Below are 26,425 nucleotides of genomic sequence, written 5' to 3' on the forward strand. Positions count from 1 at the left end.
TTAATTGTTAATAAAATTTATACCCTCGAACTTTAATTAGTGAACTTCAATCATCACTGCGTCCCCTTGACCGCCACCGCTACAAATCGAAGCAATTCCAATTCCGCCGCCGCGCTGCTTAAGTGCATGGATTAATGTTACGATAATGCGCGCTCCGCTTGCTCCAATCGGATGTCCCATCGCCACTGCGCCGCCATTTACATTCAATTTTTCTGGATCAATTCCTGCGATTTCTGTACTTGCAATTGCTACCGCTGCAAATGCTTCATTAATCTCGAATAAATCGATGTCTTCAATTTTCTTGCCTGTTTTTTCAAGCAATGCGTTAATTGCATAACCTGGCGTTCTTGGGAAATCTTTAGATTCCACTGCAATTGCTGTATGCGCCAAAATTGTCGCTAATGGCTTTCTTCCTTCTTGCTTCGCTCTGTCTTCGCTCATTAATACAAGTGCGGCACCACCATCGTTTAGTCCCGGCGCATTACCAGCTGTCACCGCCGCTGTCTTATCAAATACAGGTTTTAACTTTGCTAACTTTTCAATCGTTGTATCTTCACGTGGCGCCTCATCCTTTGCAACGACAATAGGATCGCCTTTTCTTTGCGGGATCGTTACTGGAACGATCTCCTCTTCAAAACGTCCTTCTTTATGCGCTGAAACCGCACGCTGATGGCTACGATATGCCCATTCATCTTGCGCTTCGCGAGAAATTCCATCTTCCTTCGCAACTTCTCCGCCATAAACACCCATGTGTGTACCTGAAAATGCGCATGTTAAACCGTCAGCAACGTTTAAATCAATAACTTCGTTGTTGCCCATTCTGTATCCCCATCTTGCTCCGCGTAAAATGTAAGGACTGTTACTCATCGACTCCATACCACCAGCTACAATCAGTGATTGATCGCCAGTACGAATAATCTGATCCGCTAACGTAACCGCACGAAGGCCTGATGCACAAACTTTATTCACTGTTTCCGTCTGCACTTCCCAAGGGATTCCAGCAGCCCTCGCAGCTTGGCGCGATGGAATTTGTCCCTGTCCACCTTGAATAACCGTTCCAAATATAACTTCTTCAACATCACTAGCCGCAACATTTGCTCTTTCAAGCGCTGCTTTAATTGCAATTCCTCCAAGTTCCGTCGCTTTTACATCTTTTAAAGATCCTCCAAATTTTCCAACTGGTGTTCTTGCAGCACTTAAAATAACTGTTTTACTCATGTTTCTTTCCCCCATTTCATTTTTTAACACTGAGCGCTCGCTCGGTATCCCTACGTTGAGAAGAGGTGCAATCATTGCACCTCTTTCTAAAGTTGTATACATTCTTATAAACTACATCGCTTCTTTTTTCTGTCCGATAACAGATCGTTCTAAAATCTCTGTCACATCAAGAGTTTGAACTTTCTCTTCTACCTCTTTCGCTTTCGTTCCATCACTGATCATCGTTAAGCAATATGGACAACCTGTACCGATAATGGATGGCTGTACAGCTAATGCTTGTTCTGTACGAGCAACGTTAATACGTGAACCTGTTGTTTCTTCCATCCACATTAAGCCACCACCTGCGCCACAGCACATTCCCGTTTCACGGTTACGTGCCATTTCTACAAGATTCACTCCAGGAATCGCTTTCAAAATGTCACGTGGCGCTTCGTACACTTCGTTGTATCTTCCTAAATAACAGGAATCATGGTACGTAACTGTTTCTTTAATAGCGTGAACAGGCTTTAAGCGCCCTTCTTTCACCCACTGAGCTAACAATTCTGTATGATGATAGACTTCTGCTTGCAAGCCAAAGTCCGGATACTCATTTTTAAATGTGTTATAAGCATGAGGATCAATCGTAACGATTTTCTTCACTCCTGCCTTTTCAAATTCTTCGATATTCTTTGTCGCCATCTCTTGGAATACAAATTCATTTCCGAGGCGGCGTGGTGTATCTCCAGAATTCTTTTCTTTATTACCGAGAATTGCGAATGAAATGCCTGCTTCGTTCATTAACTTCGCAAATGATATTGCAATCTTCTGACTACGGTTGTCGTATGATCCCATTGAACCAACCCAGAATAAATACTCGAATTCCTCACCAGCTTTTGATTTTTCTTTTACAGTTGGAACTGTTACTTCATCATCACCTTGGCGCCATGTTTCACGCTCTTTACGGTTCAGACCCCACGGATTTCCTTGACGCTCGATGTTTGTCATCGCGCGTTGTGCTTCCGCGTCCATTTTTCCTTCTGTTAAAACGAGATATCGACGTAAATCAATAATTTTGTCAACATGCTCATTCATAACTGGACATTGATCTTCACAGTTACGACACGTTGTACATGCCCAAATCTCTTCTTCTGTAATAACATCTCCGATTAAACTCGGATCGTAAGCGAGCGTTGTAGCCGCTGATTCTTGTTGTCCTTTTCCAGCTGCCATCATCGCTAACTGATTTCCTTGTGTATTATTGAAGGCAACTACTGGAACCCACGGTGCTTTTGATGTTACCGCAGCCCCTTTATCAGTTAAATGATCGCGAAGTTTTAAAATTAAGTCCATCGGCGATAACATTTTTCCTGTGCCTGTTGCTGGACACATATTTGTACAACGGCCACACTCTACACAAGCGTATAAGTCAATAAGTTGATTTTGTCTAAAGTCTTCAATTTTACCAACACCAAATGTTTCTTGCGTTTCATCTTCAAAATCAATCTTTTCAAGCTTCCCTGGGTTTGAAATACGACCGAAAAATACATTAGCTGGTCCCGCAATTAAATGCGCATGTTTTGACTGTGGAACATACACTAAAAACGTTAACAAAATTAGTAAATGCACCCACCAAGAGAAATAGAACACTGAAATGGCTACGGTTTCATTTATCCCGCTAAAAACGTAAGCGATTGCAGAAGCAATTGGTTCACTCCATGAAAGCTCCTCGCCATGCCATATAAGTCCCATACCGTTACCAAGTAGCACAGAAATCATTAAACCACCGATAAAGATAAGAACAAGACCTGATTTGAAGTTACGTTTTAAACGAACAAGCTTTTCTACATAACGTCTATGAAAAGCCCAAAATACTGCAATTAAAATAACAAGTGTGACAATTTCCTGGAAGAATGTAAATGCAGGGTATAGTGGTCCAAGTGGAAGATGTGATCCTGGTGCGAGTCCTTTCCAAACGAAGTCAATTGCTCCAAATTGGACAAGAATAAATCCGTAAAAGAACATAACGTGAATGATGCCGCTTTTCTTATCTTTCAGCAGCTTTTTCTGACCGAAAACATTGACCTTAAGGAGATCCCAACGCTCTTTAAAACGACGGTCAAATTCAATTTTTTTTCCTAATTGTATGTAGGCTATTCTCGTCCGTATAAGATATACAAACAAATATCCTGCATAAGCAATAACAGCAATGGCAGCCAGCCAATTAATGATCAGTAAGCTATTCATTTTTATGCTACCCCTCTCTTTGTAAGCTCTCTTTCTTTTTAGAATCTTCAAAAATATATAATTTTCTGAATTATATCCCCTACCCCCATTATATAATGAGTGAGCATTCAGTCAACAGTTTTTTGTTATAGAACAACACATTTTTTCATAAAGCTGTTTATTTCGGTGAAACTATAAAGTGAAACTTTAATCAGTAGGGGCGGTTCATCCCCCACTGATTATTAGTTGAACCAATCGGGCTTTTACGGGCAGTTGATTTCCAAACTCACTTCTACTTATTCATCAATTTTTGAAGTAGGAAGCTTACTGCCCGTTAAAGCGGGATAAAGTGAAACTTTAATCAGTGCAACATACTATCCTCTGATGAAATTTATAATAACAACCGTGCTACCCGTATCATTTGTAACACACTGAAGGTGAAAAGAATGCGAAGGAGGGAATTCACTGATGCTCTACTTATCTCTTTTGTTAATATCCGTTGCTCTTTGGATTACAATTGACCTTTCATACGGGAGACTTCTTCATTTAAAGCGGGTAAGCTCTCGCACTTTCCCTTTACGTCAAAGTGATTTTCACCTTTATACATACGGGAAAGATTTGTATGACGCCTTATTTACGGATATAAAACAAGCACAGCACCACATTCATATTTTATTCTTCATTGTAAAAAACGATAAAATCAGTCGTGAATTTTTAAAGTTGCTGATTGATAAGGCTCAGGAAGGAATTGAAGTACGACTTTTACTTGATCGATTTGGCAGCCATTATTTATCAAACGAAGCTATTCGCTCCCTGCGAAAACATGGTGTATCTTTTTCATTTTGTCATAAGGTAAAATTTCCTCTGCTTTTCTTTTCTGCCAATCAAAGAAATCATAGAAAAATTACAGTGATTGATGGGAAAACTGGCTATATCGGGGGATTTAATATCGGCGAAGAGTATCTAGGGCATAATGAATATTTAGGATTATGGCGAGACTATCATTTACGTCTTACAGGAGAAGGGGTTCAAGATTTACAAAAGCAATTTTTGCATGACTGGTTTGATGATACGAAACAGAATTTTTTGGATGCTTCTCTTTATTTTCCAAAACAAAACAAAGGTACCATAATGCATCGATTTATTCCGACTGATGGTGCTTATTTACAGCATACTTTTTTATATTTAATTAACGGAGCAAAAAAAGAAATCTGTATCGGTACACCATATTTCATTCCTGGAAAAAAAATTATGAATGCCTTATTAAAAGCAAGAGAAAGAGGGGTTCAAATCACAATTCTCGTCCCAGAAAAAGCTGATCATCCTCTCGTTCGAGAAGCAAAATTCCCGTACTGCCGAAAATTAATACAGGCTGGTTGCAATATTTACGCATTTCAACAAGGCTTTTTTCACGCCAAAATTATTATAGTGGATGATGATATTTGTGATATCGGAACAGCAAACTTTGATATGAGAAGTTTATATATTAACCATGAAATAAACTGCCTGTTATATAATAAACAGTTCATTCGAACAGTAAAAAATAAATTCCATGAAGATCTAGAGAATGCATCCGTACTTTCCTATAGCGATGTAAACCCACCTTCTCTTATCGATAGAGGAAAGGAATGGATTGGAACAATGCTTGCTTTCTTTTTATAGGAAAGACAATGAATAAAAGAGGTGTATCTCATATGATTATGCGGTTTGGATATGTCTCAAATGCAATGGCACTCTGGGACTGTTCTCCTGCCAAAACAATGACGTTTACAAGCTTTAAAAAACTGAGTAAACAAGAGCGAGAAGACAAACTGTACCATGTTATAAGGCAAAATTTAGAGCACACAATACGTATCCTTCATTACAATATAGCGCATGAAATCCCGCTATATCGCCTATCGTCTTCCATCGTCCCACTGGCAACACACCCCGAAGTCGAGTTTGACTATATTGGGGTATTCACACCACTTTGGCGTAAAATAGGAGCTTTAATTAAAGAACACAATTTACGAATAAGTTTTCATCCAAATCAATTTACGTTATTTACAAGCGACAAGCCACATATTACTACTAACGCTATTACGGATATGACTTATCATTATAAAATATTGGATGCTATAGGCATTGCAGATTCTTCTTACATTAACATTCATGTAGGTGGAGCCTATGGAAATAAAGAAAAGGCAATTGAGCGCTTCCATGAAAACATAAAAAAACTTCCTGCACATATAAAAAAACAAATGACTCTTGAAAATGATGATAAAACGTATACAACTTCTGAAACTTTATCAATTTGCCAAAAAGAAAATATCCCATTTGTATTTGATTATCATCATCATATGGCCAATCTTTGCGAGGAACCACTAGAAGAGTTGCTTCCTGCAATTTTTGAAACTTGGTCACATACAAATATCTCTCCTAAAGTTCACATTTCCTCCCCAAGATCGGAAAAAGAATTTAGGGCTCATGCTGAATATATCGATTTAGAGTTTATTAAGCCCTTCTTACACGTTGCAAAAAAAAACAATCATAATTTCGATATTATGATTGAAAGTAAACAAAAAGACTTAGCACTATTCCGATTAATAGATGAACTTTCTGCTATAAGAGGCATTAAAAGAATAAGTGGTGCAATGTTACAGTGGTAAATTGTAACTTTGCACCATTTTTTCAAAAAAGTAATTTTTATAGTAAAAAACATCCTATTTTATATGCTATTATTTAAATTAGCATTCCCCCGAGATTCAACTTTATTGAAACGGAGTCATAATATGATTAATCAAAAAAAGTATGTACAATTTGTCATAATATACATATCTATATTTGCTCTTTGGATACTCTTTATTCCAAATGAGTCGCATATAAAGGAAATTGGGATTCTTTTCTTATTCTGTTTTGCTGCACTTTTTTCTTGCCACTGTTTATATAAAGCTATTAAAAAAATGAAACGCAGTGATAAACTATTTTGGATTTTATTACTATGCACTTGCCTATGTGGATTAGTTATGGAGATAACCCTATTTCTTAGTTCGATTTCCATGAATAATCAATCTATATTTTCGTATAAAGCATTACCTTTTTTTATCATACAATATATTTTGCTCTTTGTTGGATTTGCTATAAAGTTTATAAAAAATTACTCTATTAAGGGACTTTCTCAATTCTCATTCGATAGCATCTTTATTATTATTATGAACATTTATTTCACCTTAACTTTTATCTTAGATATTTCAAGCTTCCGCATGTTAACAAAGGATACTTGGATTTTAATTGGGTATTTCATTGCACAATCATTAGTAATTTACGCCGTTATTAGCCTATATAGAAGAGAACAATATTCTTCTAGTAGAGTCGCATTAATTATCGGTTTCACTATTATACTCGTATACGGTTATATTCATCTGTTTCAATTGAATTTTGGGATGAAAACTTCCGCTGAAATTAATTATTTAATACACACTGCTTCTATTTTATTAATTGGACTTTCTTCCATACTATATATTTTGGATAAACCAATGCAGCATGAAACGAAAGCAAAATATTATCGATTCGATTATATACGTTTTATACTACCTTATTTTAGTATAATTATTACTTTTTCTTTTATTATCATTCAACCTTGGGATGATAAATTCATGTTAATCGGCCTCGTGTTATCACTTATTTTGTTATTCTTGCGGCAACTTTACATGTGGAAAGATAATCAAGCACTAATCCATACATATGAACAGTTGACTACACAACTAGAGGGCGAAGTTGAAGAAGGTGCATTTGCATTATCAAAAAGTGAACAACGCTATAAATCTTTATTCGAAGATCATCCCGATGCCGTTTTCTCTTTAAATATGAATGGCATTTTTCAACAATCTAATAAGGCATGCGAAAGCTTATTTACTGCCTATTATTGCGAAGTGGCAAGCTATTCTCTGGTACACTTCATTGATTCAAAAGACCACGAACTACTAAAGAAGGCTTTACAAATTACAAAGGAAGGTAAGCCACAAACGTTAGAAGTTCGTACAAAAGAACAAGAAGGCTATTATTATTATCTCCATATTACACTTATCCCCACTTTTATAAACAAAGAAGTGGTCGGAATGTTTGGGATAGCGCGTGATATTACCACTTTATATGAGAAACAAAAACAAGTAGAACATTTAGCCTTTCACGATGCACTTACTGGATTACCAAATCGCCGAAAGTTCGAAAAAGATTTAAAAGCCATTTTGAATACAGCCCAAACTAACGCAAATGATGTCGCCGTCATATTCCTTGATTTAGATCGATTTAAAAAAATTAACGATAGACTTGGCCATGACGTCGGAGATTTATTATTAATTGAAGTAGCAAACAGACTACGCGGTTGCTTGCGTTCAAAAGATGTCGTCGCTCGCCAAGGTGGAGATGAGTTTACCATTCTATTACCAGAAATGTACTCAGAAAAAAGTGCAATTTTTATAGCTGAACAGATTTTAACTATTTTAAACAAACCGTTCTTCATTCAAGGCGAAGAACTCTCTATTACACCAAGTATCGGAATTGCGATGTATCCTGATTATGGAACTGATGTAAATGAGTTAATGAAAAATGCTGATATGGCTATGTACCGTGCGAAGGCAAATGGAAAAAACAGATTTGTTTTCTTCTCAAAAGAAATGAGTATCGCTCAAAATGAAATTCAATTCTTAGAAGGTGAACTTTCAAAAGCATTACAACAAAATGAATTTTTCCTTGAATACCAACCACAAGTAAGCACAAAAACAAAAGAAATTATCGGTTTTGAAGCATTAATACGTTGGAAGCATCCAAAACTCGGTATCGTATCTCCTGCCCAATTTATTCCTCTAGCAGAGGAAACTGGTTTTATTATTGAACTTGGTAATTGGATTTTACGTACTGCCTGTTTAGAGGCAAAAAGATGGCATAATCAAGGTTTTTCTCACTTAAAAGTTGGTGTGAATTTATCTGTTGTTCAATTTAACCATGCAGATTTAATCCCAACTATTTCAAAGGTGTTAGAAGAAACAGAACTGAAACCAGAAGCACTAGATATTGAAATTACGGAAAGCATCGCAATTAATCAAAATCAATCTGTAGTTGCAAAACTAGAACAGCTTCAAAATCTCGGCATTCAAATTTCAATCGATGACTTTGGAACTGGTTATAGTTCTTTAGCTTATTTAACAAAATATCCAATTAACACATTAAAAATTGCTCGAGAGTTTATTTGTGGAATTACAAATAGTCCTTTAGAAGAAGCAATTGTCTCTTCCATTATTACACTATCAAAAGAACTAAATTTAGAAGTGATTGCAGAAGGTGTAGAAACGGAAGAAGAATGGGAATTTTTACATAGACAAAATTGTGATCACATTCAAGGATTCTTTATTAGCAAACCTGTTTCTAGTAAAGACGTTTGGATGTTACTCCATAAAAAAACAACCGTCTAAGTAAGGCGGTTGTTTTTTAAAACTCAAAAGGCATATCTGAAGCTAATTGTACCTCTTGATCATCATGAGAAATTACTTGGCTTTTCTCTAAAGCTGTATCTGCTAATGAAATACCCCATGTCATTGCTAACGTTAATAAACTACCAATAAGTAGTTTCTTCATATTCCATCACCCACATTTTTTCTTTTAATATATCATGAAAATTTATCCATACATTATGCAATTATGCATATTTAGTTTTTGTGTTATTTTATTTCTTCATTTTTTTCATAAACTTTTCTTTATACGTATGCATTTCTAATATATCAAAAAAGAAACAAGCTTTTTCATAAGCCTCTTCACTCTCTGTCTCATCATAGCCTAGCTTTTCCAAGCATTCACCTTTTTGATAGTATAGCTGCCCAATCAATGCCATACTATTGATTCGACACGATATTTCAATAGCTTTATTTATTTGAAAAAGAGCCTCTTCATATTGATTATCTAAGTATAATGTTTTTGCATAATTATGTCTTACCTTCACATCAAACTCTTTATTTTCAGGTAATACCTCTAATTGCTTTAATATACCTTCAAATAACTCCATACCCTTCTTAAAGTAACCATTTTCAGCATAAATATTTGCAATTGCATTCTCTATATAAAGATTTTGGTACACATCAATCCCAGTTAATTGTTGGTTTAACAATTTTTTTAATTCTAAAATACAATATTCATAATCACTTTTCTTCAATACATAAGCTGCTACATGATATTGCCATTGAAGAAATTGCTGAAACTCCGGATGATATTCTTCCTTTTTCAGCTCATTCCATACTTTATTATAAATTTCTTTATATTTCTTTTGCTTACAAAGCATAATGATTTGATCTTTTAACTGCTTTTTCCTCTCAATATCGGAATAAATGAGTACCTCATAAAAATGAATAATGGGAACTTGTAACTTTGCTGCAATACCTTGCAATATATCCATACTTGGGTATACCGCACCCGATTCAATTCTGCTTACTTCCGATTGATGACATATGTTCTCGGATAACTGTTTTTGTGTTAATCCTCTTAACACTCTAATTTTCTTAATTTCACTTCCTAATTTCTCTGCTTGCATACTTACTCACCATCCCATTATAACAATCTAATTTGTTAAGTTGTCATACCACTACAATAATGTGCATTCGACAATTTTTGATATGAAATAATGCATAATATATATAAAATTCGGCAAATTTTTCATACAATTCATCTCACATACAATAATAGATTAGGAGTGTTATAGATGAATTATAGAAAACTTGCCAGTGCTTTCGTTACATTCGGTCTTCTTTACCCTTTATCAACAGAAGCTATTCATGCTCAAGAATTAGACAAAAGTGCAGTCAAAGTTGAAATTGCTCAGCCTGGTTTAACAATCGGGAAATTAACACAACCTCAAAATGATACGAAAGAAAATATTGCTAAAAAGTATTTAAAAGGTGAGGTAGATGGGGCTAAAGCTCAACAAGAACAAGTCACTACTGAAAAAAATGTAGATTTCCAACCTACAAATAAAGAAACCAAAGAAAATCAAACCGAAGTTCGCCTTGCACAAACATATAAAAACTATAAAGTATATGGCCAAGATCTCATTGTAAAAGTAGATAAAAATGGAGTGATCACAACTGTTAGTGGTAAAGTTGTTCAAAATTTAAATCAACAACCTAATCTTACTATAACAAATTTTTTGTCGAAAAATGAAGTAAAATCTAAATTACGCGATATAGTTCAAATTTCAAGTGATGCAGTTGAGACAGAATTCTCTAGCGAAACCGTTGTTTATAAGAAAAAAGATGGCTATTATACATTCGCAACTGTTATTACATTTACTTATGAAAACAATGAACAAATTATAAACGGCAATGCTATCGTTGATTTAAAAACTGGCGAAGTACTTTTCCAAGAAAAATTCATTAAAAACAAAGAGAATAAGACTATAAATCAAGTAACATCACCTAGATTATCCCCTGCAAGTGAGCAAGGAACTGGGAAAAATGCACTTCAAGAAAACATCTCTTTCAATATTGCCAAAGGAACTGATGGGAAATTTTATTTAGCGGATTTATCACGCGGAAATGGTATTTATATTTATAATGCAAACTACGCCGATTCCCTCGGAGGATATAGTCAAGCTGGTTATCCAGGGACACTAATTTCAAGTAGCACTCCTAATTTTGCAGATAAAGAAGCCGCGGGCGCTATGAAGAACATGAGTGATATTTATGATTACTTTAAGAAAGAACATAATCTAAAAAGTTACGATAATAAAGATTCAAAAGTTGTTGCTAGTGTACACGGTTTTGATTCTACTGAAGTTAGTGATGGTATAAAAGAGGACTATGTAAATGCGTTTTGGCATCCCGCTTGGAACCAAATGGTATTTGGTGATGGTTTAAACGGAAAACTAACATCAGCTCTTGATGTAACCGCTCATGAATTTGGGCATGCTGTATTCAGTGGCACGACGAAAAATAAAGTCGTGAGATATCCAAGCGCTGAAACATCTGCACTAAACGAGGGATTAGCGGATTTCTGGGGTACACAAATCGAATATTACGTAAAGAAAGATAAAGGAAACTGGATTATGGGCGATACATTAGGTGGCCTAACAATTCGTGATATCCCAAGGGAAATTGGTGACGGCGGTCATAAATTATATACAAATTTACAAGATTTCTATAACGATGGTAATAATCAAGAATCACACGTGAATTCCGGTATTATCAGTCACGTATTATATCAATTAGCTGAAGGTAAAACATATAACGGTGTTGCTGTTCAAAAACAAGGCAATGAAAAAGTAAGCAAAGTTGTTATGCGTGCATTGCAAAATTATGCAACTTCCGCTGAAGACTTTGAATCACTTCAATCTCACATCGTACAAGCTGCAAAAGATTTATATGGCACTGCCGTATCAAATGAATTTGCAAAGGCATTTGAAGCACATGGTTACAAGTCGTTACAAAGAGTAAATAAGCTAATAGAAGTACAATAACAAAGAAGAAGTTTACTCCTCTTAGGTAAACTTCTTCTTATATCCAACCCTTTTCTTCCGCAATTGTAATTGCCTCAATTCTATTTTTCGCGTCGAGCTTCGTTAATACTTCAGAAATATAATTACGTACTGTACCCGGTGAAAGATAAAGTGCCTTCGCAATTTCGTTTGCCGTCTTTCCTTCTTTCGCAAGCAACAATACTTCCTTTTCGCGATCTGACAACGGATTTTGCTCCTGCCATAGACCGAACATTAACTCTTGGGAGACCTCTCGTTTCCCCTTCATTACATTACGAATTGCTGCCGCTAAATCTTCACTTGGACTATCCTTTAACAAATAGCCGTGCACACCAGCTTTCATTGCTCTTTCAAAATATCCCGGCCGTGCAAATGTTGTTAAAATCATTACTTTACATGGTGATTTTTCTTTCTTTAACGCTTCAGCAACATCTAATCCACTTTGAATTGGCATTTCAATATCCATAATACTGATATCCGGTTTTAACGATTCAATTAATTTTAGCGCCTCTTCCCCGTTTGCCGCTTGCCCAATTACTTCGATATCATCTTCTAGATCAAGTAAGGCCCCTAATGCACCACGAAGCATTCGTTGATCTTCTGCAATAATAATTCGAATCATGCCCTCACCTCATCCTTTCCTGTTCTAATAACAACTGGAACCTTTACTGTTAACAACGTCCCTGGATTGATTGTACCTAGTTCAACAAATCCATCAATAAGAGCAATTCGTTCTTTCATGCCGCGGATACCATTTCCATCATGATTTTGATCTGTTAAACCGATTCCGTTATCTTCTACTTTCAAAATTAGCTCACCTTGCAATTCTAATACAGAAACTGCACACCGCGTTGCCTTGCTATGTTTTACAACATTTGTAACGGCCTCGCGTAAACACATCCCGACAATATTTTGTTCAATTGGTGATAACGAGCTCGAGCTTGCTTCTTGTCTCACTTCTAATTCAATATTAGCTGCTTGTAAGATTACCTTTATTTGCTCTAGCTCTTCTTCTACCGTAATCATACGCATATCAGAAATTAATTCTCTCAGCTGCTTTAAGGCTGTACGAGACGTTTGTGTAATTTCCTTCGCTTCCACACTTGCACGCTCTGGATTTTTCACAATTAACTTCTCTACAAGCTGGCTTTTCAAAGTAATAAGAGATAACGTATGCCCTAATGTGTCATGAAGATCTCTCGCAATCCGCTGCCGTTCTTCACGTTTTACTAAGTCTTTAATTTGCTCGTTTGCTTCGTTTAATTGATTTCTTAATATCTTTTTTTGATTAAAATTGCGCATCCCAAAAGGCGCAACAAGCATTAAAATAAGCATCGGTACAGTATTTATAAAGCTTGTAAATGAAAAACCCGCACCATATACAAATGTTATAAGTGTTACAACTAATAATCCCAATAATATTCGAAACATTTTTTTCGTAGGTGCGAATGCTATGGCATTTGATGTGAAAAAACATAAAAAAATAAGATACGGACTATAAAAAAAACTAAATAACAAGGCTATAACCATTTGCATACAAGCCCACATTGCGAACATTTTTGTAACAAAATACAGCTGCCGGTATGCTAATACAAAAAGAATTAGCATACCAGCCCCAAACATTAACCTTGAGCCCTCCTCTTGTACAAGTGCATAAATCGGAAACGCTAAATACACAAGCCACATATACGGAAAGAACCCCATATGTTTCGGAAAAACCTCAATCCTCTTCTTCTCTATCATTTATACCGCTTCCTGTCTTTTTCTTATATATATTGATACTACAACAAATATAAGGAAATAACCTCCTAGTACCGCGATATTTTCCCATCCAATAGATTTTCCAGCTACAATATCCCATGCACCGCTTCCAAAATGATATGTCGGTGTCCACTCACCAATCGTTCTTAATATTTTTGGGAATACTTCAATCGGCATCCATAACCCGCCAATTACAGCTAAACTCATATTTAAAATATTTGCTAAGCCAGCAGCTGCGTCTGCCTTCTTAATAGAACCTATTACTGTTCCTAACGCTAAAAATGGTGTCACCCCTAACAATAACCATAATCCCGCACCAATCCATTGCCCTACCGTTAACTCAACATGATTAATTAGTATCCCTGCAATAAAGATAACTAATATTGAAAAAGCATTTACTACTGTTTGAGCGATAATTTTTGCTGTTAAATATGCTCCCTCTGGAAGCGGTGTAATTTTTAGAAGATGTGTCCATCCTTGCCCTCTTTCCTGAGAAAGTCTCACACCGAAACTAAAGAGTGCAGTCCCTACAATGCTGAAAGTTGCCATCGAAATTAAATAGTGTGCTTTCCACGCATCTCCGTTTTGTGGTACTTGAACAACATTTGTGAAAATGTAGTAAAACATAACAGGCATTAATAATGAGAAAAAGATAAATAATTTATTGCGGAATGTACGTAAAATTTCTATTTTGCACTGCATCCATAACGCTCTCATGCGATTTCCCCCTTTTGATTTGCTACAAACTGTTCAAATGCTTCATCAAGACTTCCACGTTCAACTGAAACATCTGTTACAGGTAGATTCCTCTCATAAATTGCTTGTAAAGTGGCATCTGTATCTTCCGTCGTCAAAGTGAAGCGCCCTTCATTTGACTGTACTTCTGTTACATGCGGTAATTCCTTTAGTAAACTCTTAGGAATTTTCTCTTTCGAATAAAACGAGATCGTTTTTCGAGAAATCGTCGCTTTCATCTCATCCGGTGTGCCATCTGCGATAATCTTTCCGTTCGCAAACAATAAAATACGATTCGCCAATGCATCTGCTTCCTCTAAATAATGCGTAGTTAAAATAATCGTTTTACCATCACTTGCTAACTTTCGAATCGTTTCCCAAAACGTTCTTCGAGACGTAATATCCATTCCGACTGTCGGCTCATCTAAAAATAACAAATCAGGATTTCCCGCAAGTGCAAGCGCAAAGTTTAACCTTCTTTTTTGCCCACCTGATAATTTCTCACATCTTTGCTTTCGCTCTGATTCTAAATTTGATAACTGCAGTAACGTTTCTTTCGCTACCGGATTCGTATAATAACTGCGGAATAGCTCAATTGCCTCTTCCACTGTAATGCTATCAATCACACTTACTTCTTGTAACATTGCCCCAAGATTATTACGAACGCCTCTATGCTTTGGACTCTTTCCAAATATAGAAACCGTACCTTCTGTAGGATCTTTTAATCCAAGCATCATCGAAATTATCGTCGTCTTCCCTGCACCATTTGGTCCAAGTAATGCTACTATTTCTCCTTTATCCACGTGAAATGAAACGTTATTTACTGCGTTTTTATGTTTAAATGTTTTAGAAACACCATTTACTTCAATAATCTTTTCCATCTCTCCACCCCCGCCGTTTCTTATATTTACATTGTATTATCTGGAAAACTTAGGAAACAGTATGATACGTCATGACATCGATATGACAATTGTCATATATTCCTTGTGATAGGAATCAGCTCGCATACCGCAAGCAAGTAGCAGGACGAAAATAAACATGATACAATCGGATAAGATATATATTCGAGGAAGGACAGTGGTTTTCATGATTATTCGTAATGAACAAGATTTAGAAGGCTTACGAAAAATCGGCCGCATCGTTGCGCTTGCACGTGAAGAAATGAAAAAACAAGCGAAGCCAGGTATGACAACGAAAGAGCTTGATTTGATCGGTAAAAAAGTATTAGATGAGCATGGTGCTATTTCTGCACCTGAAAAAGAATATGATTTTCCAGGTGTAACTTGCATTAGTGTAAATGAAGAAGTTGCTCATGGTATTCCAGGAGATCGTGTATTAAAAGAAGGCGATTTAGTAAACGTCGATGTATCTGCTGCACTTGATGGCTATTATGCTGATACAGGTATTTCATTTGTACTTGGAGAAGACAAGGCAAAAGAAAAGCTTTGCCAAGCAGCGGTTGATGCATTTTGGGCAGCAATGAAAAAGGTTAAAGCTGGCTCAAAACAAAATCAAATTGGTCGTGCTGTTTCAAACTTCGCACATAAAAGTGGATACAATGTTATTCAAAACTTAACTGGTCACGGCATTGGTCTTAGCTTACATGAAGCACCAAATCACATTTTAAGCTACTATGATCCAATGGATAATGCGCTTCTAAAAGACGGTCTTGTTATCGCTGTAGAACCGTTCATCTCTATGAAAGCTGATCATATTATTGAGCGTGGTGACGACGGTTGGACATTCGTTACACCTGATAAAAGTCTTGTTGCACAATGTGAACATACCGTTGTCGTAACACGCGGTGAACCAATAATCTTAACAGAAATCTAATATAAAAAAACGGCTGTTTTGTAGATTTATTCCACATAAAACAGCCGTTTTTTAATTTTGGGAAAATATGTGAACTATTGTTGAACTCTTTATCATTTAAGTATATAATCTTTAGCGGAGGTTACTTCAGCTTATCTTTACTAAAAAGATATTGTAGCTAAGGAGGAAAACACCTTCTTTTTTATTGTTTAAACAGTCTCGAAATGACCGTAGTAACGGATTAGTCGAATATTCTGTAATTCTTATATTCCTCTAACAATGTAAGAAACTATCGTCTTTCAACTTCGGTCCACTAATCGTACAACTCTCTTTAGACAAAATAGATGACTGTTTTCAAAGTACATATTGTCTTCATTCTGACCAAAAACAACCCTATCTAGATTTTTATTTCCACATAACTTTAAGGCAAAAATAAGCCTTCACAAGGGGATACACTACCTTGGTTAGTATGTATCGTAAAACTTACCTTTATAACCATTCTTTTTTACTAGATATACATGAAAACTATCTCATATATAAAGGTCTGATATCATTCTTTATATCAGTGTTTTTTTCGACATTTTTTGTCGAATTGTGTATATTTCCAAATCACTGTGTAAATATACATTTTGTTTTACGTTAAATAATATTACTTTGAACATAATCCAGTTTGTCTGAGAACGCGTATAGAAACGGAGGGATAGCAAAAACAAATAGCTTATAACAAATACTTTTAATATTCCATTTGTTCATGTGGAATAAGTCCCCAATGGACAAATGAATGTTCAGAGGAGGAAAAATGAAAAAACTTTTCAATGTATGTTTAATTGTATTCGTACTATTTTCGCAACTTGCTAGTTTTCCATACAATCAAGTAAAAGCGGAAACCTTAACAGGAGATTCCTTATTTGACACTGTTGAAATGAAAGATGCAACGAATCATATTATTGACGAAGCAAAAAATCCTACCAACTTAATAAAGATAGGATCAACCATTCAATTAGAATACGCTTGGTCAATAAAGGATCAACAAGTTGCACATGCAAATGATACAGCAGTAGTTCAAATACCACTTGCATTAAAAGTATCTAAAGATTTGCAAGGGGATTTAGTAACAGATCAAAAAAATATTGGTCAATATTTTATAACAGCTAAAGATAATAAATTAAAATTAATATTTAATGATCAAGTAGAAAATTTGAAAGACGCTAAAGGAAAAATTAAAGTTGATACCGTGTTTAACTCAACTTTAAAAACTGGAGAAAAATCAGTTCAAATCGCTTTTCCTTTAGGAACAATGGTTCAGCCTATATCAGTTCCTGTTCAGGTAGAAGACTCTAAAGAAGATGGCACCAAACAGGATACTAATAAACAAACGCAAGATCCAGTAGCTAAACCTGTTACTGACAATCCGGAGCAAGATCCAGTAGCTAAACCTGTTACTGATAATCCGGAACAAAACCCAGCAATTAAACCTGTTACTGATAATCCGGAACAAAACCCAGCAACTAAACCTGTTACTGATAATCCGGAACAAAACCCAGCAACTAAACCTGTTACCGATAATCCGGAACAAAACCCAGCAGCTAAAATTGCTACTGACAATCCAGAACGAAAGCTAGCAAGCGACCCTGCTGAAAATACAAATTCAGGTCCAAAGCAAATAACAACAAACATTTTAACCGGTGTAAAGTTGACGGATAAAGACGGAAAACCATTTACAGAGGATAACCGTCCAAATACAGATTCCCCTGCCAATATTGAATTTACATGGGAGCTTTTAAAATCAATGAATGTGAAAAGCGGAGATTACTATATCTTTGATCTTCCTAAACATTTTAAGATTTACAATACAATTAACAGTCCTTTATATGATAGTGAAAACAATCAAATTGGTAATTTTACTGTTACAAAAGACGGAAAAGTCACGATGACATTCAACGATTATGTTGAAGAGCATCCAGATGTTGCTGGTAACCTACAATTAAAGACAGAATTTAATAAAGCTGAAATTAAAGGTACAACAACACAAGAAATTCCTTTCCCAATTAAAGATAAGGATGTTTCTATTACAGTTGACTTTAAGCCTAATGTACAAACAGCTACGAATAAAAAAGGGTTACCTGATAGACCAATTAATACAAATGAAATTAATTGGAAAGTAGAGATGAACAAAACGAAAGACACCCTTAAAAATGCTGTTTTTAAAGATAACATCCCACAAGGTACAAGCTTAAATAAAGATTCTATTAAAGTTTATTATTTAGAAGTTGATGTTAATGGGAATGTAACGCGTGGTACAGAAGCTGAGCCAACAGAGTACAATATTATTTCATCAGATGGATCAAAATTGGAGATTGCTTTTAAAGATTCTATCAATAGAGCATATCAAATCGAATATGCCACAAAAATTACTGATGAAAATATTAAAAGTTTCCGAAATAACGTTACGATAACGAGTGATAATCAAAAGCAACAAAACGCAAGCTCTACTGTAACGGTTTCTCGTGGTACACACTTAAATAAAACAAGTAAATATGATCCAAAAACGCAAACAATTGAGTGGACAATTACTTACAATGGTGATCAAAGAGAAATCAAAAAAGCAGATGCGATTTTAAAAGATATTTTTGACGATACACACGAACTAGATGCAAATTCTATTGTTGTGAAAAACGCTTCATATAATGAAAAGGGAACGCTTGTAACAGGAGACGCTGTTAATAATTACACTGTAAGTAACAAGAAGAATGGATTCGATTTACAGTTTAATTATGATATTAATAGTGCTTATGTGATTACCTATAAAACCAAGCCAACTAATAAAGTTATAGAAGATGGAAAAGTAAAAAATAAAGTTACAGCTGATAATGATTCAAGTAAAGAAAATGAAGCTAGCTTCAAGCAGCAAAATATTATTAAATCTAATAATAAAGCTGAAACAAATTATAAAGACAAAACAACAACTTGGACAATTATAGTAAATAATAACAACTATCCATTAAACAACGCGATCATTACGGACACCTTTGATCATGGTGGATTACAATTAAAAGATAAAAAACTAGAAATTAAAGACGGAAATTATACCCTTCAAGCTGGGACTGACTATGTTTTAGATGCAACAGATAAAGGCTTCAAAATTACTCTTATAGGTACATATCAGTCTAATATGACAAAGACATTAGTCGTAAAATATACGACAGACTTTGATTATACAAAGCTAGAAAGTGGTAAAACTTCATTTAAAAATACAGGTAACCTATCTTGGATAGATACGGATTCTAAGCCACAATCAAATAAAGTTGAAGCTAGTTTCGATCCTGATACTTTCACAAAGGCAAATGGTTATAAATACGGTTCTTATAACGCCCAAACGAAGGAAATTACTTGGATAATAGGCTTTAACTATAATAATGTTGAGATTAAAGATCCTTATGTTATAGACGTAATACAAGATAAACAAAAGTTAGTTCCTGGATCCATTGAAGTGCGCGATATGATTTTAAATGGAAATCCTGATAATGCACAACCTGGTAATGCTGTACCAACTGAGAAATATGAACTTGAAGAACCTACAGAGAAAAATAAAAACACCCTAAAGGTTCATTTCAAACAATCAATTAATTCACCTTACTATATTATCTTTAAAACAAGCCTTGATGGTGAACTTATCCAAGGCACCTACAAAAACGAGGCAGATTTAAAAGATGGCTCTAAAATTGTTAACACCCTTACAGGTGACACTCAAGTAAATAAAGGTGGCAGCTTCGTTACTAAAAAAGCTGTGCAAGACGACAACTATATTAATTGGAGTATCGCAATTAACGAAAGCCAATCAACCATTGCAGATGCGGTTGTAACAGATGACCCAACCGAAAATCAGGTAATTGTAGAAGATTCATTCCACTTATATCCTACAACTGTTGATCCATATGGAAATTTAACAAAAGATACAGTAAACGAATTAAAAGAAGGAACAGACTATAAACTCAAAATAACAACAGACAATAATACTGGAAAGCAACATTTCGAAATTGCCTTCTTGAAAAAAATTGATCGAGCTTATATTTTAGAATATCGCTCACTTATTAATGCAGACGATAAAGAAAAAGTAAGTAATAAAGCGAAAATCACAGGCAATAAGTTGACAGTTAAAAACACAGAAACTACTGAAACGATTGAAGTGAGAATGTCTTCTGGTTCAGGCGGAGGATCTGCTACCAAAGGTCGTGGAAACCTTGAAATTATAAAGGTAGATAACGACAATAAGAACGTACTATTAGCTGGGACAGAATTTACTTTATACGATCGTACAGGTAAAACTGTTATCCGTAAAATTACAACAGACAAAGACGGTATCGCTAAATTTAATAATTTAAAACGCGATAAATATTTATTAAAAGAAACAAAGGCTCCTGAAGGCTATGTAATTAGCTGGGATTTAAAACAAGGGAAAATTGTTGAACTTGGTACACAAGAGACTACAACATATAAACTTGCAAATAAGAAGTTTGTCGGGAAAGTAGTTTTAACAAAATCTGATGACCTGAACAAAAACGCAACACTACAAGGCGCCGTTTTCACACTACTAGATAAAGACAAAAAAGTAATTCCAGAACATGAAGAATTAACAACAAATAATAACGGACAAATTATTATAGATAAACTAAAACCAGGAACTTACTACTTACAAGAAACGAAGGCTCCTGAGCATTATCAATTAGATAGCAAACTTATTCCGTTTACTATCTCTGAAGATCAAACAACAGTAGTAAACCGAACTGCGACAAATATTTTAACTAAAGGATCTGCTCTTTTAACAAAAGTGGATAATTATAATAAAACTTTAGCAGGGGCAGAGTTTACTGTTCAGGATCGCAACGGAAAAAATATTCCTGGATATGAGAAATTAACAACAAATGAACATGGACAAATAGAAGCAAAAGATTTACGTCCGGGTAAATACCAGTTTGTCGAAACAAAAGCTCCTGAGCATTATGAATTAGACAAAACGCCTATTCTATTTGAAATAGAAAAAAGCCAAACTACAGCCGCTTCTATTACAGCAAAAAACGCTTTAATTAAAGGTGGCGTTACGTTAACAAAAGTGGATGATATTGATGGCACTACCCTTGAAGGTGCGGTATTCAAAATTGTTAACGAAAAAAATGAAGATGTCCGTACAAACTTAAAAACAGAAAAAGATGGAACTTTGACCGTTAAAGATTTAGATCCTGGTGATTATCAATTTATTGAAACAACACCACCTAAATACTATGACTTAAATAAAGAACCAATTCCGTTTACAATTGAGAAAAGTCAAACAAGCATTATCTCAATTACTGCAAAAAACAGTTTAACAACAGGTGCTGTTGAGCTATTAAAAGTCGACGAATTTGATAAAAAGACTCTTCTTGCTGGAGCTATGTTCAAAATCGTGAATGATAAGAACGAAGACGTTCGTACAGAATTAACTACCGATACAAACGGAACTGTTAAAGCTTCTGACTTACGTCCAGGCAAATACAAATTTATTGAAACGAAAGCTCCTGAACATTATGAACTGCGATCAACACCAATTGAATTTACAATTGAGAAAGGTCAAAAAACACCGATTGTTATTACAGCTGAAAATGGTCTATTACCAGGCGATGTTGAACTAACAAAACTCGATGATACTGATGGCACTGCACTTATAGGTGCCGTATTCAAAATTGTTAATAACAAAAATGAAGATGTCCGTACAGAATTAGTTACGAATCAGGAAGGTAAAATTATTGCTACTGGTTTACATCCAGGTAACTATAAATTTATCGAAATGAAAGCTCCTGAGCATTATACCTTAAATAAAACACCGATTGAATTTACAATTAAGGAGAGCCAATCGACTGCTATTAACGTTACAGCTACTAATAGCTTAATAAAAGGCGGTATTGAATTAACAAAAGTTGATTCTGTAAATGCTAAGGAAACCCTAGAAGGTGCAGTATTTAAAATTGTTAATGACAAAGGTGAGGATGTTCGTACGGAACTTACTACTGATAAAGACGGTAAATTAGTAGTACAAGACTTACGTCCGGGTAATTATAAGCTAATCGAGACGAAGGCTCCTACTTATTACGATGTAAATGAAGAGCCAATCGAATTTACGATTGAAAAGAGTCAACAAAAACTCATCCCTATTACTTTCAAAAATAGTTTGACGAAAGGAAAGGTCAAATTAATTAAAGAAGATGACGTGGAGAGCGCGAAAGCTCTTGCCGGCGCTGTATTCACATTACAAGACGCAACTGGCAAAGAAATTATGAAAGATTTAACAACAGATGCACACGGAGTATTAGTCATCCCTGATTTAGCACCAGGCGATTATCAATTTATTGAAGTGAAAGCTCCTGAACACTATAAATTAGATCAAACACCTATTAAGTTCACAGTTAAAAAAGGTAGTAAGGAAGATCTTCCTATCCCTGTTACTGTAAAAAACAGTTTACTTACAGGTGGCGTCACTTTAACAAAAGTTGATGATGTTGATGGCACTCCTCTTGAAGGTGCAGAATTTATAATCGTTGACGCTCATGATACTAAAAAGGTAATTCGCAAAGGTTTAACGACTGATAAAAACGGTAAAATTACTGCTTCTGATTTACGTCCTGGAGACTATCAATTTGTTGAAGTAAAAGCTCCAAAAGACTATACCTTAAGCAAAGAGCCTATTCCTTTCACTATCGAAAAAAGTCAAAAAGAGAATATTACTGTTACTGCTACTAACAGTTTAAAGAAAGGTGCAGTAACATTAACAAAAATCGATGACATCGATCGTACGATGCTCGAAGGTGCAATCTTTAAGATTGTCGATATGAACGGTAAGGAAGTTCATACGAATCTTGTTACAGATAAAAACGGAAAAATTTCTGTTTCTGATTTACGCCCTGGAGACTATCAGTTCATTGAAACAAAAGCTCCTGAGCACTATGTATTAGAAGAAACACAAATTCCATTTACAATTGAAAGAAGTCAAACGAAAGAGATCAATGTTACAGGTAAAAATGCTTTGAAAAAAGGTAGCGTTGAACTAACAAAGATTGACGATATTGATATAAATACAAAACTTGCTAACGCCGTATTTAATTTATTAGATGCAGACGGAGAGCTAGTTGAAGAAGGCTTAAAAACAAATGATGAAGGTAAAATTGTTGTTGAAAATCTACGTCCTGGTACGTATCAATTCGTTGAAACAATTGCTCCTGAACATTACGATTTAGATAAAAAACCTATCGTATTTACAATTAAAAAGAGCCAAACTGAAGTTCTTCATGTCACTGCTACAAATGCTTTAACAAAGGGTGCAGTTAAACTTTCTAAAGTTGATGATGTTGATGGCACTGTTCTTAAAGATGCAGTATTTAAAATTGTTAATATGAACGGTGATGTAGTTCATAAAGACCTTGTTACAAATGATCAAGGACTAATCGAAATTAACGACCTACGTCCTGGTGATTACCAATTCATCGAAACGAAAGCTCCTAAGGATTACGTTTTAGATGAAACACCAATCAAATTCACTATTGAAAAAGGACAGAAGAAATCTATTTCTTTAACTGCTACAAATAGCTTAAAACAAGGTAGTATCGAATTACTTAAAGTTGATGATTTAAACGATCAAACAAAACTTGCCGATGCGATATTTAATTTACTAGATCAAAATGGCAAAGTACTTAAAACAGATTTAAAAACAAACAGTGAAGGTAAAATCGTTGTCGAAAACTTACGTCCTGGTACGTATCAATTCGTTGAAACAACGGCTCCTGAACACTATGATTTAGACGAAAAGCCAATTATATTTACAATTAAAAAAAGCCAAAAGGATATTGCTACCGTTACTATGAAAAATAGTTTAACAAAAGGCAGCGTGGAACTTTCTAAAGTGGATAACGTCGATGGCACTACTCTTGAAGGCGCAGTATTTAAAATTGTGGATATGAATGGTACTGTAATTCGCAAAGATCTTGTTACGAATCAACACGGGAAAATTAGCATTTCTGACCTACGTCCTGGTGATTATCAATTCATCGAGACAACGGCTCCGAAACACTACGATTTAAACAAAGAGCCAATTCCATTCACAATCACAAAGAGCCAAACTGAGCCTATCTCTGTTACAGCTACAAATAGCTTAACGAAAGGCACTGTGGAGCTTTCTAAAGTGGATGATGTTGATGGTACCGCTCTTAAAGATGCGATATTTAAAATTACTGATATGAATGGTAATGACATTCGCACTGAGCTTACAACAGATGTACATGGAAAAATTTCTGTTTCTGATTTACGTCCTGGGGACTATCAGTTTATTGAAACGAAAGCTCCTGAACACTATAAATTAGATAGTACACCTATTAAGTTTACAATTAAGAAAAGCCAAAAAGAAAAGCTCAAAGTTACTGCTACAAATAGCTTAACTGAGGGTGCTGTAGAATTAATAAAAGTGGATGATATAAATCCAGATACAAAACTTTCTGATGCAGTGTTTAACATCATCGATGCGAAAGGTAAAATTGTTCGCACTGATTTAACTACTGATAAAGATGGTAAGATTTCTGCTACGAACTTACGCCCAGGAGACTATCAATTTATTGAAACGAAAGCTCCGAAGCATTACGATTTAAATAAAACACCTATCGATTTCACTATCGAGAAAAGTCAACTAACTCACGTTTCTGTTACTGCCAAGAATGGCCTAACAAAAGGTGGCGTGGAATTAACGAAAGTTGACTCTATAGATAAGAAAGAAATGCTAGAAGGTGCGGTATTTAAAATTACTGATATGAATGGTAACGACATTCGCACGAATTTAGTTACGAATAAAGATGGTAAAATTATCGCTAAAAACTTACAACCAGGAGACTATCAATTTATTGAAACGAAAGCTCCTAAACATTACGACCTAAATGAAGAACCAATTAAGTTCACAATCGAAAGAAGTCAAACAAAGCATGTCTTCGTTACAGCTATTAATAGCTTAACGAAAGGTAGTGTAGAGTTAATTAAAGTAGATGATGCCAAGAAAAACACAACACTTGAAGGGGCAGTATTTAAAATTGTTAACAAGGATGGACACGACGTCCGTACCGATTTAACTACTGATAAAAACGGCCGTTTAGTTGTGGATGAATTACCACCAGGAGACTATGAGTTTATCGAAACAAAAGCTCCTGAACACTATGACTTAAACGAAACACCTATTAAGTTCACAGTTAAAAAAGGCCAAGAAAAAATTGCCTCTGTTACTGCTACGAATAGCTTAACGAAAGGTGCAGTTGAATTAATTAAGGTCGATGACATCGACGGCACTACTCTTGAAGGGGCTATCTTTAAAATTGTGGATATGGACGGCAAGGATGTTCGTTCTGATTTAACTACTGATAAAGATGGTAAGATTTCTGTTTCTGATTTACGTCCTGGTGACTATCAGTTCATTGAAATGAAAGCTCCAACTGGCTATGATTTAAACGTTAAACCAATTCCTTTCACAATTACGAAAGGGCAAACTCAGGTTACCTCTGTTACAGCTTTAAATAGTTTAACAACAGGTTCAATTGAGTTAACTAAAGTTGATATTGATCACCATGGAACACTTGAAGGTGCCATTTTCAATATTTTAGACCAAGATGGAAACGTCATCCGAGAAGGTTTAAAAACAGATCAACAAGGAAAAGTAATCATAAATGATTTGAAACCTGGTAATTATCAATTAATAGAAACAAAGGCTCCTAAAGGCTATCAATTAGATGCATCACCAATAAACTTTACAATTGATAAAGCCCAAGCTACGCCACTACAAATTACAGTTTCAAATAAAAAGATTGAATCTTCTTCAGGTGGAGATGACAAGCCAGTTAATCCTCCAAATAAAGAAGAAAACAAAGGCACTGAAACATCTGAGAAACACGAAAACGGAACTTCCGAAGAAACATCGAATGAAACAGATAACAAACAGCAAGATGATCGAAATACGGATAAGCACCTTCCAAATACAGGTCATAAAGAAGATCCTATACAAACAGTAGGTATCGTTCTTCTACTAGCTGGATTATTAAGTATTTTAGCTACAAAACGTAAAAAACATTATTAATAATTTTTTCACACCCAATCAATCTCTCAATGGATTGGGTGTTTTTTTTATACAAAAAGGACGATACA

The 26,425-nt window shown here is 35.2% G+C and carries 14 protein-coding genes; 6 read left to right on the forward strand and 8 right to left on the reverse strand.

Annotated elements, in window-relative coordinates; all coding sequences use genetic code 11:
- Positions 1-36: 36 nt before the first annotated feature.
- On the reverse strand, positions 37-1,320 hold the full coding sequence (locus MHI26_RS27490) for an acetyl-CoA C-acetyltransferase (protein WP_003308258.1): 1,284 nt from the start codon (positions 1,318-1,320) through the stop codon (positions 37-39).
- A 9-nt stretch (positions 1,321-1,329) separates the two neighbouring features.
- On the reverse strand, positions 1,330-3,441 hold the full coding sequence (locus MHI26_RS27495) for a heterodisulfide reductase-related iron-sulfur binding cluster (RefSeq protein ID WP_001086754.1): 2,112 nt from the start codon (positions 3,439-3,441) through the stop codon (positions 1,330-1,332).
- A gap of 447 nt (positions 3,442-3,888) precedes the next feature.
- Here MHI26_RS27495 and cls point away from each other — a divergent pair, with 447 nt between their 5' ends.
- The 3 genes from cls to MHI26_RS27510 all read left to right on the forward strand — a co-directional run bounded on the left by cls (position 3,889) and on the right by MHI26_RS27510 (position 8,870).
- Complete coding sequence (gene cls / locus MHI26_RS27500) at positions 3,889-5,082, forward strand: cardiolipin synthase (RefSeq protein WP_061667905.1); 1,194 nt, start codon at positions 3,889-3,891, stop codon at positions 5,080-5,082.
- A 32-nt stretch (positions 5,083-5,114) separates the two neighbouring features.
- Positions 5,115-6,068 carry a UV DNA damage repair endonuclease UvsE gene (gene uvsE / locus MHI26_RS27505; protein ID WP_042973463.1) on the forward strand — a complete coding sequence of 318 codons (954 nt, stop codon included), beginning with the start codon at positions 5,115-5,117 and terminating at the stop codon, positions 6,066-6,068.
- A gap of 123 nt (positions 6,069-6,191) precedes the next feature.
- Complete coding sequence (locus tag MHI26_RS27510; protein ID WP_061667906.1) at positions 6,192-8,870, forward strand: DUF4084 domain-containing protein; 2,679 nt, start codon at positions 6,192-6,194, stop codon at positions 8,868-8,870.
- A 16-nt stretch (positions 8,871-8,886) separates the two neighbouring features.
- On the opposite strand, the gene MHI26_RS27515 is transcribed toward MHI26_RS27510, so the two are convergent.
- Both MHI26_RS27515 and MHI26_RS27520 read right to left on the reverse strand, forming a co-directional pair.
- Positions 8,887-9,033: a quorum-sensing peptide PapR gene (locus MHI26_RS27515; RefSeq protein ID WP_000734744.1), complete on the reverse strand. Its 147-nt coding sequence runs from the start codon at positions 9,031-9,033 to the stop codon at positions 8,887-8,889.
- Positions 9,034-9,121: 88 nt separating this feature from the next.
- On the reverse strand, positions 9,122-9,979 hold the full coding sequence (locus MHI26_RS27520; RefSeq protein WP_001147496.1) for a helix-turn-helix domain-containing protein: 858 nt from the start codon (positions 9,977-9,979) through the stop codon (positions 9,122-9,124).
- Between the two features lie 168 nt (positions 9,980-10,147).
- Here MHI26_RS27520 and MHI26_RS27525 point away from each other — a divergent pair, with 168 nt between their 5' ends.
- Complete coding sequence (locus MHI26_RS27525) at positions 10,148-11,899, forward strand: M4 family metallopeptidase (RefSeq protein ID WP_001109526.1); 1,752 nt, start codon at positions 10,148-10,150, stop codon at positions 11,897-11,899.
- Between the two features lie 37 nt (positions 11,900-11,936).
- Here MHI26_RS27525 and MHI26_RS27530 read toward each other — a convergent pair whose 3' ends face one another.
- The 4 genes from MHI26_RS27530 to MHI26_RS27545 are packed head-to-tail and all read right to left on the reverse strand — an operon-like array spanning position 11,937 to position 15,294.
- Positions 11,937-12,539 carry a response regulator transcription factor gene (locus MHI26_RS27530; protein ID WP_000619243.1) on the reverse strand — a complete coding sequence of 201 codons (603 nt, stop codon included), beginning with the start codon at positions 12,537-12,539 and terminating at the stop codon, positions 11,937-11,939.
- Entirely contained in the window at positions 12,536-13,660 is a 1,125-nt protein-coding gene (locus tag MHI26_RS27535) for a sensor histidine kinase (protein WP_061667907.1), read from the reverse strand. The genes MHI26_RS27530 and MHI26_RS27535 overlap by 4 nt, the downstream gene beginning before the upstream one ends.
- The gene (locus MHI26_RS27540; protein ID WP_001202432.1) at positions 13,661-14,395 is read right to left on the reverse strand and encodes an ABC transporter permease; all 735 of its coding nucleotides are present in this window, start codon (positions 14,393-14,395) and stop codon (positions 13,661-13,663) included.
- The gene (locus MHI26_RS27545; RefSeq protein WP_061667908.1) at positions 14,392-15,294 is read right to left on the reverse strand and encodes an ABC transporter ATP-binding protein; all 903 of its coding nucleotides are present in this window, start codon (positions 15,292-15,294) and stop codon (positions 14,392-14,394) included. The genes MHI26_RS27540 and MHI26_RS27545 overlap by 4 nt, the downstream gene beginning before the upstream one ends.
- A gap of 157 nt (positions 15,295-15,451) precedes the next feature.
- On the opposite strand from MHI26_RS27545, the gene map reads away from it, so the two are divergent.
- Positions 15,452-16,246 carry a type I methionyl aminopeptidase gene (gene map / locus MHI26_RS27550; RefSeq protein ID WP_141559486.1) on the forward strand — a complete coding sequence of 265 codons (795 nt, stop codon included), beginning with the start codon at positions 15,452-15,454 and terminating at the stop codon, positions 16,244-16,246.
- A gap of 778 nt (positions 16,247-17,024) precedes the next feature.
- Positions 17,025-26,357, forward strand: coding sequence for a SpaA isopeptide-forming pilin-related protein (locus MHI26_RS27555; protein WP_061667910.1), 9,333 nt, complete (start codon positions 17,025-17,027; stop codon positions 26,355-26,357).
- Positions 26,358-26,425: the final 68 nt, after the last annotated feature.

Origin of the sequence: Bacillus sp. FSL K6-1218, assembly GCF_038006445.1 — a bacterium.
GTDB classification, from domain to species: domain Bacteria; phylum Bacillota; class Bacilli; order Bacillales; family Bacillaceae_G; genus Bacillus_A; species Bacillus_A thuringiensis_S.